Source organism: Bacillus sp. 7884-1 (genome assembly GCF_002272245.1).
Classification (GTDB): Bacteria; Bacillota; Bacilli; order Bacillales; family Cytobacillaceae; genus Neobacillus.
The window spans coordinates 15,800-33,409 of the sequence record NZ_NPDD01000206.1 but is presented as its reverse complement, the minus strand read 5'-3'; the positions used below and the strand labels follow the sequence as shown (position 1 = coordinate 33,409).

Sequence of the window (17,610 nt, the reverse complement as noted above, 5' to 3'; positions counted from 1 at the left end):
CAGAGTTCTAAAACCATTTATTTACCTTAAACACAGCCTTAAAATACTATCTAGATCTAACTCTTTTAATCTCCTTGGCACTGCTTTCTTCTTTTTCTTTTTTCTTAGTATTCCATTTATCTTTTAGTTCAAGAAAAACATTACTCCATTGGACAATTTGGGAGACTTTTTCTTTATTTTCTTCTACCTGTATATCAAATGAATCTGTTAAATTTTTTAAAGTTCCATTGAATTTATTTACTGTTGACCCCACATCTTTTACTGCCGAAACAACACTGTTTAAACTCTTTGACTTTTCCTGAATATCATCAGCTAGAGCATTTGTTTTTTGTAAGAGTTCTGTTGTTTCTTGTGTGACACCATCTAACTGTTTTTCTAATCCAATTAGCGTTTTTGAAACACTTGATAGGGTTTCTTGGAGAGAGGTTAGTGTTTTTGCTACGTACATGACAAGCACTAAAAAGGCAATCGCTATCAAAGCGACGCTTAAATATAAAATAATTTCCATTCGTCTTTACCTCCGCATTTATACCATTATGTATTACCTATCTAGCGCGGTGTTAAACGTAAATAGGTATCTAATACTACTTCAAGATAATTGTCTCATTTTCCTGCATGAGTTTACAATACGTTTTACACTTATGTTGAATTTTTATCACTTTCTGTATGAATTCGGTTACAATAAATACTGTATTATCATTTTTTTCGTTGGAGGAATCTAATAACATGAAAGATCCACGTATTGAAAAATTAGCAAAAAATTTAATTAACTACTCGGTAGAGCTGCAAAAGGGTGAAAAGGTTTTAATTGAAAACTTCGGCCTGCAGCGTGAACTTGTTACAGCACTTGTTAAGGAAGCCTATCTTGCAGGTGGATACCCATTTGTACTTCTTAAGGATCAGCAAGTGGATCGTGCCCTACTCCTTGGCGCACAGGAAGAGCAATTTAATATGATCGCTGATTTTGAAGCAAATGTAATGGGGAAAATGGATGCATACATAGGTCTACGTTCTGGTGATAACATCAATGAGCAAGCCGATGTACCAGACGAAAAAGTAAAGATTCACGGAAGTACAATTGGTAAGAAAGTTCATCGCGACATCAGAGTTCCGAAAACAAAATGGGTTGTCCTTCGCTACCCAACAGCAAACATGGCTCAGTTAGCAAAAATGAGTACGGAGGCATTTGAGGACTTCTATTTTGATGTTTGTAATTTGGATTATGGAAAGATGGATAAAGCTATGGACAGCCTTGCACAATTGATGAACCGTACAGATAAAGTTCGTCTCACAGGTCCTGGAACAGACCTTAGCTTCTCCATTAAGGATATTCCGGCTATTAAGTGTGCCGGCCATGCAAATATACCTGATGGTGAGGTATACACCGCACCAGTTCGTGATTCAGTAAATGGAGTTATTACTTATAATACCCCATCCCCTTACCAAGGATTTACTTTTGAAAATGTAAAGCTTACCTTCAAGGATGGAAAAATTGTTGAAGCAGTCGCAAATGATACAGAGCGTATCAATAAAATATTTGATACCGATGAAGGAGCACGTTATGTTGGTGAGTTCGCCATCGGCGTAAACCCATACATCTTAAATCCGATGCAGGATATTTTATTTGATGAAAAAATTGCCGGCAGCTTCCACTTTACTCCAGGTCAATGCTATGATGAAGCCTTTAACGGCAATCATTCCAATATTCACTGGGATATGGTTAACATTCAGCGCCCGGAATACGGCGGAGGAGAAATCTATTTTGATGATGTGTTAATCCGTAAAGACGGTCTTTTCGTTATACCTGAACTTGAAGGATTAAATCCTGAAAATCTTAAATAAATTCAAAAAAGGATGTCCGTATGTTTACGGGCATCCTTTTTTATTATAAGGTAAGCTGATTTTCATAGGATTCCTGGAATTTTTGAATATCTCCTGCACCCATAAAAATAATTACACTATTTTGATGTTTCTCCAACAGAGAAGTATTTTCTTCTGACAGTATTTCTGCCCCTTCAATTTTCTTTTGCAGGTCATTAATCGTCAGTTTCCCATGGTTTTCTCGTGCAGAACCAAAAATTTCACATAAATACGTCTTATCTGCAAGTCTCAAGCTTTTTGCAAAATCCTCTAGAAAAGCTTGAGTTCTTGAAAAGGTATGCGGCTGAAATACAGCTACGATTTCCCTATCTGGATATTTTTGATTGGCCGCATCAATGGTAGCTTTAATTTCTGTTGGGTGATGGGCATAATCGTCAATCAAAATTTGTGACCCAATTCGTTTTTCTGTGAATCTTCTTTTAACACCCTGAAAGGTGTTCAATTGTTCCTTCACAATTGCAACATCAATTTCTTCATAGTGGCACACCCCAATGACAGAAAGCGCATTTAAAACACTATGCTCACCGAAAGTAGGGATGCTAAAAGTATCATAGAAGGTATTACGAATAAATACATCAAAGGTTGTTCCACTTGTACTTTTCACAAGATTCTTGGCTTGGTAGTCATTCTCCTCGTCAAAACCATAGAACAATACTGGCACCTTTGCCTGAATCTTTTGAAGCTGTTCATCATCCCCGTAAGCAAATATTCCCTTCTTAACTTGAACGGCCATTTCCTGGAATGCTGAAAATACATCATCAATATTCGCAAAATAATCAGGGTGATCGAAATCAATATTTGTCATGATTGCATAATCTGGAAAATAGGACAGAAAGTGTCTTCTGTATTCACACGCTTCGAAAACAAAATATTTAGATCCTTCTTCGCCTCTGCCAGTACCGTCACCAATTAAAAACGAAGTCGGCTTTGCACCCTTAATGACATGGGCAAGCAACCCAGTTGTCGACGTTTTACCGTGTGCTCCCGTAACAGCCACACTAATAAAATTTTGCATAAAATCGCCTAAAAATCTGTGGTAACGAACAATTGGCAGTCCGAGCTTCATGGCCTCTTGAATTTCCTCATGTGTATCAGGAAATGCATTACCAGCAATAATAGTCATCCCCGGTTTAATGTTTTCCTTTTGAAAGGGGAGAATCTTTATTCCTGATTCTTCAAGGGCCAGTTGAGTAAAAAAGCGCTTTTCGACATCGGAGCCTTGTACATCGAAATTCATATCATGGAGAACTTGTGCTAATGCACTCATTCCTGACCCCTTTATACCTACAAAATGGTAAATAGTCATATAAAGAACCTCCAACCAACGTCTATCTGTAAAACAGTATATGACATCTATCTTGAAATGCTAATAACGAAAAGCGGAAGCGCCTAGGCGCATCAGCTATACATCGAAAAAACTTTAGTTTGGTAACGTATAACATCAATATCGGAATCACATTTAAGTATTATAACATTGTTCATCAAGAAAAACTATTTGATACGGAATTCACATGTTATTTTTTTTAGATTAATTTATTGTACCAGTATCTTGCAGGGACTCCAAGTCTGATTCTGTGATCAATACTTCTCGAGGTTTGCTGCCATTGGCACTTGTGATAAAACCGTTCGATTCAAGCATATCCATTAGTCGGGCTGCACGGTTATAACCGATTTTAAATCTTCTTTGTAAGCTCGAGGTAGAAGCAAGTCCTTGTTCAATAATAAATTCACAGGCTTCGAAAAAAAGCTCATCCTCTTCTTCTGTTACTTGTGCCTTTTTTAATAGTTCTTCTTGTTCAAACAAGTATTCAGGTTCACGCTGCTCTCTCACATGCCCGACAACAAGGTCAATTTCTTCATCTGACACAAAAGTTCCTTGCAGACGAACAGGCTTGGATGAACCATTTTCTAAAAAGAGCATGTCACCCCGGCCAAGTAATTTCTCAGCCCCGCTAATATCAATGATCGTTCGCGAATCCACTTGTGAAGAAACAGAAAAGGCAATCCGGGTTGGGATGTTGGCTTTAATTAATCCAGTAATGACATCCACTGATGGTCTTTGCGTCGCAACAATTAAATGAATTCCACATGCTCGTGCTTTTTGAGCAATTCTGCAAATCGCTTCTTCTACATCCGCAGGTGACATCATCATCAAATCAGCTAATTCATCAATGACAATCACAATAAACGGGAGTTTATCACTGTATTGTTTATTCTTTATGGCAAGCTCATTAAATCGATTAATATCGCGAACTCCAGTATGTGCAAAAAGCTCATAACGTCTTTCCATTTCATCGACAGCCCATTTCAAGGATGCTGTTGCAGCCTTTAAATCCGTTATGACTGGACTAACTAAATGCGGAATTCGATTATACGGAGCAAGCTCTACCATTTTAGGGTCAATCAATAATAGCTTTAAATCTTCTGGACTAGCTTTAAACAATAAACTTACTAAGATGGTATTAATACAAACACTCTTTCCAGAACCAGTTGCTCCAGCTATTAAGCCATGGGGCATTTTCTTTAGATCGGTAACAATAGGCTTGCCGGAAATATCTAGTCCTAGTATTGCTGTCAATGGAGAGACGGACTCTCGAAAGACAGGACTTTGAATGATTTCATTAATAAACACAGGACGTGATTTTTGGTTAGGTACCTCAATGCCAATCGTATGTTTACCAGGAATCGGCGCTTCAATTCGGATATCTCTAGCAGCAAGACTTAATTTAATATCATCGCTTAAATTTGTAATTTTATTTACCTTTACCCCTGGCTCTGGTTGGACTTCAAATCGTGTGACTGCTGGTCCTTGAGTAACATTGACAACACTTGCACCGACATTAAAATTTTGCAGCGTTTGGTTTAAAAGTTCTTCTTGGTATAATAACCATTCCGTATCGTCTTCTACAATAACAGGAGGGTTTAACAAGTTCATTTTAGGAAACTCATATACATTAGCCTCTGCTAGTACGGGTGGTTCCTCTATCAGCCTCTGAATAATAGGTTCTATTGTGACGGCTTCTATTTCATTTGACTGGTCCACAGTGACCGCTTCTACATCATCATTTGACTGTTCTACTGCTTCAGGAGTTTCTTCCATAACCTTTTCCGATTGTACTTTCTCAGGGTGCAATGTTCTTCTTCTTTTGCTTTCTTCCCATTTTACCTTATCCTGTTTCAGCATCATGACATTAAAAGGAAGCGGGGATCGTTTTGGTGTGTACACTTCAACAGCTTCTTGGGGCTTTTCCTCCGCCGTCGTTTCAATTATCGGAACTTCTTCAATTGTCTCAACCTCTTCAATTGTCTCAACCTCTTCAATTGTCTCAACTACTTCAATTGTCTCAACCTCTTCAATTGTCTCAACTACTTCAATAGTCTCAACCTCTTCAGATATAGCAACAGCTGTTTCAGCTACAGCCATTTCAATCTCAGGGAATGATTCATTCTCCAATACAGGTGTACTAGAATCAAGCTGTTCATCAAATTCATCAGCAAAAAAATGGCTTAACTCATGTTCAACTACTTTATCAGAGACTGTATTCGGTCTGCTAAACCCAAAAATAGGTGATGGAATTTCTGTCAACTGAAATGGTTTTTTCTTAATTGGCGTTGTGCTAGTCTTAGCTTCAGGCAGCTTCTTTGTTTCAGCCATCTTCTTTGTTTCTGAACTTCTTCTTTCAGTATTTCTTTTTTCAGTACTTGGCTCTACCCTCTTTTGTCGGGTTGCAGGTTCAGTTCTTACCTTTCTGACTTCTGACTTCAATTTGAAGTGGAGCTGCCCTTTAGGATATTGATAAGAAATTTTTGTATCTAAATGGTGCCCCCCTTCTATTATCTTATGAGGCAATGACCGCACGTGCTGCTTGTTATGTATGTCATCATATCCAGCATATTCATCTTCATTGTCCTTTATAAACCTTTGAAAAAAGTTTTGGATCCAGCTCAAAACTATCACTCTTTCTCTATTTCTATCACTCTATTTTAACAGGTATTATTATTTTTTCGACATAAAATCTTAGAATAAGCAAAAAAGACCACTTACCGTGATCCTTTTCCGTCTTTATTGCCTGTCTTTCCCAAGATAAATATTGGTTCTAGTTCTCCATCCTCATACAAAAAGGATAACGCCGTTATAGGTACACGTCCACTAGCAAAGAAACTCATTGCCATTTGTGCTAAAACATCATACCCTGTATTGTTTTGAATATCAGCGATAATTAAGACATCCTGATGTGGAACCGCAAGGACCATTGTCCCTGTTATTTTTCTCTTCATATCATTTAAAAAGCCTTTATTTAATATCCTGCTTGCGTCATATCCATCGTTTGAATTAAGAAAATAAAAAGTATTGCCTGCTACTTGGTCTTCTTTTAATGATGTCTTTAAAGATCTGACATTAAATAGGGCAATCTCCTTAATGCGGCTTTCTTGCCAGCCTTCTTTTTCCATGATGCGCGAATCAATTAATCGGTACGTTGTCCCCATATCATAGGCGTAATATATTTTTGTTTCAGCAGTATGTTCCTCTGTTAAGAATGGAACGCCTTCTTCCGCTTCAATGGGGAAGGACGTTGAGCGTATAACTGGAAAAATCTTTTTCTCATGGTCTGTTAACTGGACTGTGTCCGTCATGGCCCTTAGTCCCTCTTCCACATAATAAACCACTTCATCAATTGCCTTTTCTTTCTCTGTATGCCACTTAGCGACAATTCCACCTAGCGAGATGGTTATTCCTTTTCTAAGGACTTTATTTTCGATTCGCAGTTGATCCTTTTCTCGATCATATGTGATTAGCACATCTTCCGAAGCTAAGCGTGATTCTAATTCTCTTTTCATTTTAATACTATCCATCTTCATTTTTATCCCTCCAGCCTACCCACCCATTGTACATTAAAAATCCTCCATCTCAAAAGATGGAGGACCTGAAACTAAATTATTTTAGATCGTTAATAAATCCTTCTATTTCCTCTTGGGTTTTCCTATCTTTGCTTACAAAACGGCCAAGCTCTTTTCCCTTTTCAAAAGCAATAAAACTTGGAATTCCGTAAACATCTAATTTTTGGCATAACTCAATAAACTCATCGCGATCAACATGGATAAAAGTAAATTCACTATACTTGGTTTCTATTTCTGGTAGAATGGGTTCAATAATTCGACAATCCGGACACCAGTTAGCGGAGAACATAAAAATCGTTTTCCCTTCATCACGAAGTTGTTCAAACTGCTCCATTGATGCTAAATTCTTCATCGTCAACGCCTCCTATTGTTTTTCATTTTCTACTGATTTTACAATTTGCGTCATTACTGCTGCTTCATTTTTTAAGCTGCTTGTTTTAATCAAAGTAGTGATCTTGGTTCCGCCAATACCAATCGTCATTTCATTCATATCTTCTTCGAGATTCTTTATGATCAAATATCCAAACTGATTACTCTTCTTGAATTGTTCATTTATCTCAAGGTCTTTATTTTGCGCAACTGTAGATTTATATACTACATCACTGACTTTATTTTCTTGGGGATTATTAAAAAGAATATATTGTTTTGATCCATTTTTTAAAAGGATATTATTTGGAGATTCATCTTCGATTTCATAACCGAAGGGCAAATAAAAGTTAATATCGTCACTCTTTTTATTTGTTTCTTTCGCCTTTTCATTTAGTGCTTCTTTTACCGCTTCAATCGTTTCTTTACTCTCTGTTTCGAAATTTGATTTTCCACATGCACTCAATAAGATAACTGATAAGATTATAATCAATATGGCATTAAAGAATTTCAGCTTTCTTCGCCTCCTAAATGAAAATTGTCCTATCATTATCATACCTTCCATAATATTCAAAAGACAAGTCTTTTGTCGATTATTGTTGTCGAAATAGGAAGTATTTTCTATAATTTGTGCAATTTTTATTTATTTGAGGCTTTTTGATAGTGAAATTGCCCCACTAAAAGATTCATGATATGAGAAAACATCTCTGAACGATTAATTAATCCATTAGTAAAAATTCCTACAGCTCCTTCGTTCTTGCGGACATTTTCCTTTTTTGCATAGTCATCCATTACTGGCCCAAGTTCTTCTCCTGCTCTTAATCTGTCTGCAATCTCTTCAGGCAGGAGAAATCTCGCCCCCCCAGCAATAATTGGCTCTATATCCTTCGCAGCCAGTGCACCCCAATTACATAATAATAAACCATGTGTGGTTTCCTGTACTCCACCCTCAAGACCGATTCCAATTTCACCATTTCCCATTTTCAATGCACCCACTGCCCGATTGATCGCTCCCTTAATGGTCTCTTCGTCTGAGAATGGTTGTTCACTGACTCCAGAAGGGATGTCTAACGAAAGAAACTCCGTTTGTTGATAGTGAAATGCATTTTTTACTGCAGCCACTTTTGCAGGATTATTTGACCCAATAATTATTTTCATTCCTTCTCTCTCCATTTCCAAATAAAAAGAAGGCATATCTATGCCTCCTCAGAGTGTAAATTAACTGTTTGCCTTAATGGTATCTACAGTTGTTTGATCACAAGCCTTTACAAGTTTTACGATTAGTTCTTTTGCAGCAGCATAGTCATCGATATGGATCATGGAAGCATGTGTATGAATGTAACGTGAACAAATACCGATTACACCGCTTGGAACTCCTTCGTTGGATTGATGCACACGACCTGCATCGGTACCACCTTGTGAAACAAAGTATTGATAAGGGATTTTGTTAGTCTCTGCTGTATCGAGAATGAACTCTCTCATTCCTCGGTGTGTCACCATGGATCTGTCAAGAATGCGAAGCAGCGCTCCCTTACCTAATTGACCAAATTCTGATTTACTTCCTGACATATCGTTAGCTGGGCTCGCATCTAATGCAAAAAAGATATCTGGATTAATCATATTGGCAGCTGTTTGTGCACCGCGAAGACCTACTTCCTCTTGAACAGTTGCCCCAGAATATAGAATATTCGGCAAGGTTTCATCTTTTACTTCTTGAAGCAGTTCAATTGCTAGTCCACAGCCATAACGATTATCCCAAGCTTTAGCAAGTATTTTCTTTTCGTTAGCCATAGGGGTAAATGGACAAATTGGCAGGATAGCCTGACCTGGCCTAATTCCAATTCTTTCTGCGTCCTCTCGATCGTCAGCACCAATATCAATTAACATATTTTTCATTTCCATTGGTTTGTTGCGCTGTGCTTCAGCTAATAGGTGCGGAGGAATGGAGCCTACGACACCAATAACAGGTCCATTATTTGTCATCACCTGAACACGCTGAGCTAATAAGACCTGACTCCACCAGCCACCGAGCGGTTGAAACCTCAGCATTCCATTATCGGTAATGGCCGTTACCATAAAACCAACTTCATCCATATGTCCTGCAACCATGATTGTTGGACCATTTTGATTCCCTTTTTTAACTCCAAAAATACTGCCTAATTTATCTTGGACTATTTCATCTGCATATTGAGATAACTGCTCTCTCATAAAATTTCTTACTAAATGTTCATTTCCAGGTGCTCCCGGAAGCTCTGTTAAGGTTTTGAACAGATTTAATGTTTGTTCGTTCAAAATAAAATTCCCCCTTAAATGTGTTAATAATCCATATGTATGTTTTTATTCTACTGAAATTCTGGCTCCCATACCAACAATAAATTTGTCATAAGGATTTATTATGTTCTGCCTGCTAAATGAGATATACTGGAAACAAGAGCAAATTTGAAATTTTGGAGGTGCCTTATGAACTGGAAATCATTTATCCTCGGTGCTGCTGTTGGAGTAATCAGCGGCTATGCCGTTAAGGAAATCATTTCACAAAAAACATATGTATCACCTGAAAAAGTTTTAGAGAATGTGAAAAAGCAATTTAACCAAAATGGACCAATTAGCGGCTCTTGGATACATATGGTAACGGAGCCTTTTGAGAAGCATCAAATCAAGTATCAGGTGTATAAGGGCGGAATCTCAAAAAGTCAGAATGGAGTAAATGAACAGTTCGAATTTATTGCGGACGCATCGACCGGAACCCTTTTAGACGTTAAAGCCTCGACAGACTTAGCCCTATAAAGGCAGAAGCCGTATCCATAAAGGTACGGCTTTTTTTATATACTGACCTTATTTTCCCCTCTTTATACTGTCCTGAATTTGCCCATCTGTTCCCCATTTGACTGCACGATAATATGTATCATGATAAAAAGTAAACCATACATCCTTATCCATCACATAGGCACTCCATTTCTCTTTGGCTGCAATCGAGTCCATTGGATAATCATCATATGCCATGACCCATAGTGGATTTTTATGGGCATGTGTAGGCATTATGTCTGCCATATGGATAGCCATTTCACCCTCATCCTCGATAAGCACGATAGAATGTCCATTACTATGACCGCCAGTATGATACAAACTAATGGCTCCCAAACTCCATTTTTCATCAAAGGTCATAACCTGTGATTGAATTGCCTCCCAATTTTCCTTCCAATATGTACTTTTTGAGCGGATATTCGGATTTCTCATTTCATCCCATTCAATACCTGAAGTGATAATTGTGGCATTTGGGAATGTGGACTTATAAAGTCCATCCTCCAGCCTCGTCAGTCCGCCAACATGATCATTGTGCATATGAGTCATTAAAACATAATCAATATCCTTTGGATCTAACCCTAATTTATTCAAAGAGCCGTCTACATCTGATTCTGCTGTAACTCCAAAATTTCTAAGCTGTTTTTCTGATAGTTTTCCCTTTCCAAGTCCTGCCTCCAGTAAGATATTTTTTCCATCCATTTGGATTAAGATTGGATCTGTAGGAAGTTCAATTAGATTATTTTCATTAGGTTGATACCTTTTCGACCATAACGCTTTTGGGACGACACCAAACATTGCGCCGCCGTCTAAGTTTGTCACACCACCTGAAAGCCACGTAAGCACCACTCTGCCAATTTTTAAAGTCTCCATTTCTTTCCCCCCTTTGAACTATTACATATATTTTACCATATACAAAAAGGACAGTCTTTTGAATAGACTGTCCTTAGATATTAGTTCTGATATTTTACTTCACAACGGTAGATTCGGTTTCCCATTTCAGAGAATTTTTCCTCATATTCTGTCATGATATTTCCTTCAAATTCACTTTTATGAAGATCAAGGCTTAGGAAGGTTAATAATAAACCATATTCAGAAAAACTCTTTAATGAGTATTCAAACAAGCCTTGATTATCAGTTTTAAAATGAATTTCCCCTTTATCAACCAAAATGTTTTCATAAAGCTTCAAGTAATCCTTATAGGTTAACCTTCTTTTTTCATGGCGAGTCTTTGGCCATGGATCGGAAAAATTCAAGTAGACTCTATTGACATCATTTTTTTCAAAGTATTTATTTAAATCACTTGCATTGACATTGAGAAGTCTTAAGTTTGGTAAATCTTCTTCAATTAATCGATCTAAAGCAGCAACGATAACGGAATCATAAATTTCTATTCCCATATAGTTGATATCAGGATGGGCCTTAGCCATTTCAGTAATAAACCGGCCTTTTCCAGTCCCTACCTCTATATGAAGAGGCTGTTCATTATTAAATACTTCATTCCACTTCCCCTTGAAATTCTCTGGGTTAGCGACAATATATTGAGGGTGTGCCTCTATCCTTTCCTTTGCCCAAGGTTTATTTCTAAGTCTCATTTTGCCACTCCTAAATCTTATATTGTTTTTATTATTGGTAATAATGGGGTTTCCCATTAATGTATAAACAAAAAAAGAATTCACAACCTAACTGTGAATTCTTTTTTATTTTCACTTGAAAGGGTGTACCAAAACATGCCATTAAGTCATCAGGACCAAGTTTCATTACTAAAAGATATATTAAATAATCATCAAACCGATTGCTGTGGGTCTGTTTCCGAATGTGAACAATTGGAACGATTAGTGAAATCTCTGATGGTTAACACACAGATTGATCAAAATGTTAAAAGCATTTTACAGAAGGTATATAATTACAGTCAGCATGGTGCCGGGAGTGCAGACCTAGACGAGCATATTCTTTCTAATCAGGATAACTTATCACAATGGGTCTCAAATATTGATACGTACTCCTGATTACAATAGATCATTTAAGAAATTGATCCATTTATCCATTTCCTCTAGCCGGTCCTTGTTTTTGTAAAATTGAATGGAATAGAGAGTTTGAAGTGCAACATACCATTTCATTCTGAGTTTTAAGTTTTCTGTTAAAGGTTTACCGTACATGGCTAACCAGCTAGTCCAATTATCTTCAGGTATATAACAATAAAGCAGCATTCCGAGGTCAATCGCAGGGTCTGCTATCATTGCACCATCCCAGTCAATTAAATACAACTGGTTGTCTTCTGTTAGCAGCCAGTTGTTGTGGTTGACATCTCCATGACAAACAACTTTTTCTTCACAGAAGACATTTTCAACCTGTTGTAATAGAAAACTCAGAGTATCTATTACAACAGGTAACGATAACACTTCTTCGTCCAGATCCACGACAACTGATTGAAAAATCGCTTCTGGCTGCAGGGGCTGCTTTTCAAGCCTGCTTAACATCCCTACCATCGGTTCAGAGCGGTGAATCTTCCTAAGCATCCTCGCAACATTTTCATGATTCATATCACGGGGCTTCAATTCACGCCCAGGAAGCCATTGCTGTGCTGTAATCACATCTCCGTTTTCCAATCGTTTTGTCCAAACAAGCTTTGGGACGATTCCTTCTGCAGATAATACTGCTAGAAATGGAGAGGAATTGCGTTTTAGAAAAAGCCTTTGGTCATTATAGCTTGCATAAAAGGCCTCTCCCGTTGCGCCCCCCGCAGGGACAATCTCCCATTCTTGTCCTAATATATGTTCCAAAATTGTTCACCTTCAATGTATGCCGTTCTCAAATGGATTTAGTAACTCCCATTTAGTAGTTATATCAGAAAAATTCTAAAATCTATTTTAATAAAATAAAAAAAGCTATTGGACAATAACACACAATAGCCATCTTACTAAATTTTATCTCCAATTAGCTTTGGTCGTCAAGTACAACTGAATAAACTATTTTTTTGCTAAAATGGTTAAACAAACCGGTTCCAGCACCATTTCTTTACCCGAAACTGCTCGTTTGGATAGAATTTCCACCTTTTTATCATCAACGAGAACACTCCAGTTGCCATCAGGAATCTGGATGGACTGTTTACTTCTCAAAGGATTAATTAGTAAAAGTACTTCAGTGAAATCATGATTTTGATTTTGAATGCTATAGCCAATGAGTGGAATTGGCAGAGGTAAAACCTGAATACAATCCCGTACATCATCGCCCGTTTTTAGTCGGAAGCATGGAAACTGTTTTCTTAATTGTATTAATCCTTTAATATATTTTACATTGTCTGAGTAAAGCTGCTTACGATTCCAATCGAGCTGGTTGATATGATCCGGAGATTTGTAACTGTTTCCATCTCCTCGCTTGGTACGAAAGAACTCCTGACCACTGTGAAGAAAAGGAATACCCTGAGATAGTAATATAAGTCCTGTTGCAAGCCTATGATATTTTATATGCAGTAATTCATCCATATCGGGCAGACAGGATAGTAGTTTATCCCACATTGTATGATTATCATGACATTCAACATAGTTCACAGATTGTGAAGGATTTGATAGAAGACCACTTCCTTCTTTATCAATTCCTACGCTCCCAATTATTACCTCTTTTGCCTCCTCATAGTAATGCTCGTTTCCAAGGACATACCCTTTATCATACAAATAAAAAGTATTCCCCTTTATCTTATCGCGAAACTTATCATTAAATTGGGCTATGTCAGGAAGCTTCGATTGATTCCGAATGATTGCCTTTTTGTCCATTGGAAGCGGCGTATTCAAGTTCCACCCTTCTCCAATAATCAAGGTCTCCTCTTGAATGCTGTCACAAGTCTTTCTGACTTCCTTCATTGTATCAATATCCAAAATCCCCATTAAATCAAAGCGAAAACCATCAATATGATATTCCTCCATCCAAAAGCGGATGGAATCAAGGATGAATTTTCTCACCATTTTCCTCTCTGAGGCAATATCATTTCCAACTCCTGTTCCATTCGATGGAAAACCGAGTTCATTGTGTCGAAAGTAATAACCTGGCACTACTTTTTCAAAGGAAGAGGTTTCCCTGATATATACATGGTTGTAAACCACATCCATAATGACTCTTATACCTTGACTATGGATAGCATCAATTAATTGTTTAAGTTCAATGATTCGTGCATAAGGGTCGGAAGGATTAGACGAATAAGAGCCCTCTGGGACATTAAAATGAAGGGGGTTATATCCCCAGTTATACTCTTTATTAGGCTCAGTTTCATCAACTCCTGCAAAATCATTAAAAGGCAGGAATTCAATATGAGTGATTCCTAAATCCTTTACATAGGAGAGTCCAGTAGGTTCACCGTCTTTCCCTTTTGTATTTAGCTCACCAGCGCCTAAATAGAGTCCTTTATGTTTGACGCCGCTGTCAGGGTGGATGGTGAAATCCCTGATGTGTGTTTCATAAATAATCGCATCCACCGGATTTTCAATAGGAGGCAAGAAAGTTTTCTTCCTGCGGGTCTTCTCTAATTTCACTACTACCCCAAGCTCCCCATTTGCGGTAACAGCAACAGCATATGGATCAACAGATTCACGCCATTCCTGGTTTACAAGGACTAAGAAAGTATATTGATAAAGTTCTAAATCTGAATGAACAACCACTGACCATACACCTTTTGCTTCACGTCTCATCTTGATGATTTCGGAGAAAGTGCTGTTTGGCTGTCTTAATTTTAATTTTACCTGTGCCGCTGTAGGAGCCCACAATTTAAATTGTGTTTGATTTTCATCAATACTAACACCTAGGTCATTTCCAACATAGAAAAATTTTTCATCAAATGAATCTGTTCGAATGACAGCTCCTATTTGTAATTCGGTTTTTCCGCCATGCTCATCGATAATCCAATAAGGATGACCAAAAGAAATTTCCTCTTCAAGCCGACAAATATATTTATTATTATTTTCTATTTGATGCTTTTTAATAATTTGCAAGGTTGTAACTTTTTGTGATTCATCTAAAATTGAGAATGTGGAAGACAATCCATGGTGATAGGTAAGTGGAAGAAGTATCGTAATGATATCCATCTCATCTAAATAGGCTTGGAAATCACGGTTATTGGAGTTCATTCGAGTCCCCCTCTTTCAGAACAGTTTCTCGCATACTTCACACCCTCGTTAATACTTTTAGTGTTTTTGTTTGGACATGAATATTTAGGGGAGTAAACCCAATATCTTCACCGTCAGCATGGACATATAAAGAGGATTCAGAATGAATGGTAACCATTCGCCCCTTGAATGTTTTTACCTCTTTAAAATGTATATGTTTACCCCAGAATACGCTAATAAAGACCAATAATAGCTTTAATTTTGATAATTGATGAACTACTGTAATATCTAATAGACCATCATCTGGGACGGCATCAGGAGCAATCATCATGCCTCCCCCGTAATAGGGTTGATTGGAAACAGTTACAAACCATGTTTGTTCAAGTATATGCCTATTGCCGTCAATTGATAAATCAATTGTTGTACATTTATAAGAAAAGAGTTTTTTTAGTAAAAAAAACACATAAACCATCCGGCCTAAAGATAGTTTATTGAGCCAGGCTTTTGTTTTTGAATGGTTCACTTCATAAGAAATTAAAGCGTCAAACCCTGCCCCCATATTATTAATAAAATAATGCTCAGAATGATCCTTCATGGTGACCTTTCCAATATCTATGGAAGGTACCTCCTCATTCATTAATCTAAGAATCACTTTTAATGCTTCTTCTGGATTTGACGGAATTTGAAACCCTCTTGAAAAATCATTTCCCGAACCTCCAGGCACGAATCCCAAAGTGATATTGTTATATTTTGCAATCCCATTCATTACTTCGCTTATTGTTCCGTCACCGCCGACTGCAATAATGACTTTTTGCTCATTATTCCCTTCAGCAATTTGTGCAGCCAGCTGGATTGCATGACCATGGTGTTCTGTAAAGAAAGCCAAGTAAGGAATCTTATCATCCATTAGTTTTGTTTCGACTTTTCCCCAGACCTTTAAACTGTAGCCATTTCTAGCCTTTGGATTGATAATAAAATAGATTTGTTTCATAGAACCAACCTTTACCTTGTTAATTTATTTCTATTCTAATAGGTATATTGTTTTTGGCTCGTATTTTGGTGCTTTATCAAGATGTGTTTGGTATAAAACTACCTCGTTTATATTAAACAGGAGTGGTTCTGACTGAAGATCCATCCACACATCTAAGAGTTCTTTATGAAAGCGTTGATCTCCCTTCCACTTTCGGGCAAGGGTAATATGAGGTTTAAATTGTCTAGTTTCAAGTTGAAAACCTGCTTCTGTACAGGCCGTAAACACTTTATTCCTCACGGCCTCAAGCGCAGTACTTTCTTTTGTGTCCAGCCAAAAAATACGAGGTGCATCTTCTTTTCCGAAGATTCCCAGCTTGTTCATTTCTAAATGAAATCCGTTACTCCCTATTAAGGCTAAGTTAACATTATCGATTGCATTGGACAGTTTTTCAGAAGGTGCATTGCCTAGAAAAGCTAATGTAATATGCAAATCTTCATGATGAACCCAGGTGCTGAAAGGGAGGATTTGTTTTAACTTATCGCATTTTTCTTTTATGAGTAATTTTATTTCTTTTGGAATTTTTACGGCAAAGAAAAAATGTGTTTGCTGCATAATACTTATCATTCCTTTTCTTATTTTAGACTATTTTTTACAACATGTATGTATTTTATCGCTTCATACAAAAGAAAACGTGCACCAGACAGTGCACGCTCTCATTCTAATTGACTTTATTCACAAGTAGACCACATTGTTTTTCAATTTCTTTTTCAAATAATCCTTGTAACTTTTGAGTGATTGGTCCCGGAACACCTGCTCTAATCTTCTTTCCTTCAATTTCAATTACCGGCATAACTTCAGATGTTGTACTAGATAAGAATACTTCTTCTGCTTCATCCAGTTCAGCCAAAGAAAATGTCCGTTCCTGCACTTGGATATTATTCTTTATACAGAGTTCCAAAATAACATCTTTTGTTATTCCTTTTAATATTAAGTTGTTTGATTCATGGGTTATCACCATCCCATTTTTCACGATAAAGATATTTGATGAGCTGCCTTCTGTGACATCATCCCCGCGATGCTGAATGGCTTCGAAACAGCCCTGCTCACTGGCTTTTTGTTTTGCTAATAGATTCCCAAGTAAATTTAAGCTCTTTATATCACAGCGAAGCCAGCGAATATCCTCTGTCAAAATTGCCTTTACGCCAGATTTCAGACTTTCCAGCGGTCTTACTCCCTTTATGGTATAAGCAACAAGTGTTGGTACTACATTTCCGGTTGGAAATACATGATTTCGAGGAGCAATCCCCCTTGTTACTTGCATATAGATATTTCCTGTTTCAAGATTGTTTTTTATAAGGAGTTCCTCTAACATTTCTGATAATTGGAGACTCGTAAATGGGATAGTAATTCCTATGCTCTCAGCACTTTTCACAAATCTCTCTAAATGTTCATCGATTGTAAACATTTTTCCGTTATAGATACGAATTACTTCGTACACTCCATCGCCAAACTGATATCCACGGTCTTCTACATCAACCTTGGCTTCCGAACGCTCAATTATTTCTCCATTTAATAAAGCAAATTCCATCTGTT

At 37.4% G+C, this 17,610-nt stretch carries 18 protein-coding genes; 3 read left to right on the top strand and 15 right to left on the bottom strand.

Going from position 1 to position 17,610, the window contains the following annotated elements; genetic code table 11:
* Positions 1–46: 46 nt before the first annotated feature.
* Entirely contained in the window at positions 47–508 is a 462-nt protein-coding gene (locus CHI06_RS22790) for a DUF948 domain-containing protein (RefSeq protein WP_095250854.1), read from the bottom strand.
* Between the two features lie 218 nt (positions 509–726).
* Here CHI06_RS22790 and CHI06_RS22785 point away from each other — a divergent pair, with 218 nt between their 5' ends.
* Positions 727–1,842, top strand: a complete 1,116-nt coding sequence (locus tag CHI06_RS22785; protein ID WP_095250853.1) for an aminopeptidase — start codon at positions 727–729, stop codon at positions 1,840–1,842.
* A gap of 43 nt (positions 1,843–1,885) precedes the next feature.
* Here the strand turns inward: CHI06_RS22785 and murC are convergent, their stop codons facing one another.
* The 7 genes from murC to CHI06_RS22750 all read right to left on the bottom strand — a co-directional run bounded on the left by murC (position 1,886) and on the right by CHI06_RS22750 (position 9,438).
* Complete coding sequence (gene murC, locus CHI06_RS22780; RefSeq protein ID WP_095250852.1) at positions 1,886–3,187, bottom strand: UDP-N-acetylmuramate--L-alanine ligase; 1,302 nt, start codon at positions 3,185–3,187, stop codon at positions 1,886–1,888.
* Between the two features lie 222 nt (positions 3,188–3,409).
* Entirely contained in the window at positions 3,410–5,830 is a 2,421-nt protein-coding gene (locus CHI06_RS22775; RefSeq protein WP_095250851.1) for a DNA translocase FtsK, read from the bottom strand.
* 92 nt (positions 5,831–5,922) lie between these two features.
* Positions 5,923–6,735 carry a DUF1444 domain-containing protein gene (locus CHI06_RS22770; protein ID WP_095250858.1) on the bottom strand — a complete coding sequence of 271 codons (813 nt, stop codon included), beginning with the start codon at positions 6,733–6,735 and terminating at the stop codon, positions 5,923–5,925.
* Positions 6,736–6,817: 82 nt separating this feature from the next.
* A complete protein-coding gene (locus CHI06_RS22765; protein WP_095250850.1) occupies positions 6,818–7,132 on the bottom strand; it encodes a thioredoxin family protein in 315 nt (104 codons plus the stop codon).
* 12 nt (positions 7,133–7,144) lie between these two features.
* Positions 7,145–7,696, bottom strand: coding sequence for a hypothetical protein (locus CHI06_RS22760; RefSeq protein ID WP_095250849.1), 552 nt, complete (start codon positions 7,694–7,696; stop codon positions 7,145–7,147).
* An 89-nt stretch (positions 7,697–7,785) separates the two neighbouring features.
* Entirely contained in the window at positions 7,786–8,304 is a 519-nt protein-coding gene (locus CHI06_RS22755; RefSeq protein ID WP_095250857.1) for a DUF84 family protein, read from the bottom strand.
* A 60-nt stretch (positions 8,305–8,364) separates the two neighbouring features.
* On the bottom strand, positions 8,365–9,438 hold the full coding sequence (locus tag CHI06_RS22750; RefSeq protein ID WP_095250848.1) for a M42 family metallopeptidase: 1,074 nt from the start codon (positions 9,436–9,438) through the stop codon (positions 8,365–8,367).
* A gap of 168 nt (positions 9,439–9,606) precedes the next feature.
* Between CHI06_RS22750 and CHI06_RS22745 the strand changes: the two genes are divergently transcribed.
* Positions 9,607–9,933, top strand: a complete 327-nt coding sequence (locus CHI06_RS22745; RefSeq protein ID WP_095250847.1) for a PepSY domain-containing protein — start codon at positions 9,607–9,609, stop codon at positions 9,931–9,933.
* Positions 9,934–9,981: 48 nt separating this feature from the next.
* Here CHI06_RS22745 and CHI06_RS22740 read toward each other — a convergent pair whose 3' ends face one another.
* Positions 9,982–10,821 carry a YtnP family quorum-quenching lactonase gene (locus CHI06_RS22740; protein WP_095250846.1) on the bottom strand — a complete coding sequence of 280 codons (840 nt, stop codon included), beginning with the start codon at positions 10,819–10,821 and terminating at the stop codon, positions 9,982–9,984.
* Between the two features lie 80 nt (positions 10,822–10,901).
* On the bottom strand, positions 10,902–11,543 hold the full coding sequence (trmB, locus tag CHI06_RS22735) for a tRNA (guanosine(46)-N7)-methyltransferase TrmB (RefSeq protein WP_095250845.1): 642 nt from the start codon (positions 11,541–11,543) through the stop codon (positions 10,902–10,904).
* 135 nt (positions 11,544–11,678) lie between these two features.
* Here trmB and CHI06_RS22730 point away from each other — a divergent pair, with 135 nt between their 5' ends.
* The gene (locus CHI06_RS22730) at positions 11,679–11,957 is read left to right on the top strand and encodes a YtzH-like family protein (protein WP_095250844.1); all 279 of its coding nucleotides are present in this window, start codon (positions 11,679–11,681) and stop codon (positions 11,955–11,957) included.
* Here CHI06_RS22730 and CHI06_RS22725 read toward each other — a convergent pair whose 3' ends face one another.
* From CHI06_RS22725 to dat, 5 genes are all read right to left on the bottom strand, one after another.
* The gene (locus tag CHI06_RS22725) at positions 11,958–12,731 is read right to left on the bottom strand and encodes a phosphotransferase family protein (RefSeq protein WP_095250843.1); all 774 of its coding nucleotides are present in this window, start codon (positions 12,729–12,731) and stop codon (positions 11,958–11,960) included.
* A gap of 186 nt (positions 12,732–12,917) precedes the next feature.
* The gene (gene pulA, locus CHI06_RS22720) at positions 12,918–15,065 is read right to left on the bottom strand and encodes a type I pullulanase (RefSeq protein ID WP_095250842.1); all 2,148 of its coding nucleotides are present in this window, start codon (positions 15,063–15,065) and stop codon (positions 12,918–12,920) included.
* A 37-nt stretch (positions 15,066–15,102) separates the two neighbouring features.
* On the bottom strand, positions 15,103–16,035 hold the full coding sequence (locus CHI06_RS22715) for a diacylglycerol/lipid kinase family protein (protein WP_095250841.1): 933 nt from the start codon (positions 16,033–16,035) through the stop codon (positions 15,103–15,105).
* Between the two features lie 30 nt (positions 16,036–16,065).
* Positions 16,066–16,629 carry an RNA 2',3'-cyclic phosphodiesterase gene (thpR, locus tag CHI06_RS22710; protein WP_095250840.1) on the bottom strand — a complete coding sequence of 188 codons (564 nt, stop codon included), beginning with the start codon at positions 16,627–16,629 and terminating at the stop codon, positions 16,066–16,068.
* Positions 16,630–16,735: 106 nt separating this feature from the next.
* Complete coding sequence (dat, locus tag CHI06_RS22705; RefSeq protein ID WP_095250839.1) at positions 16,736–17,605, bottom strand: D-amino-acid transaminase; 870 nt, start codon at positions 17,603–17,605, stop codon at positions 16,736–16,738.
* Positions 17,606–17,610: the final 5 nt, after the last annotated feature.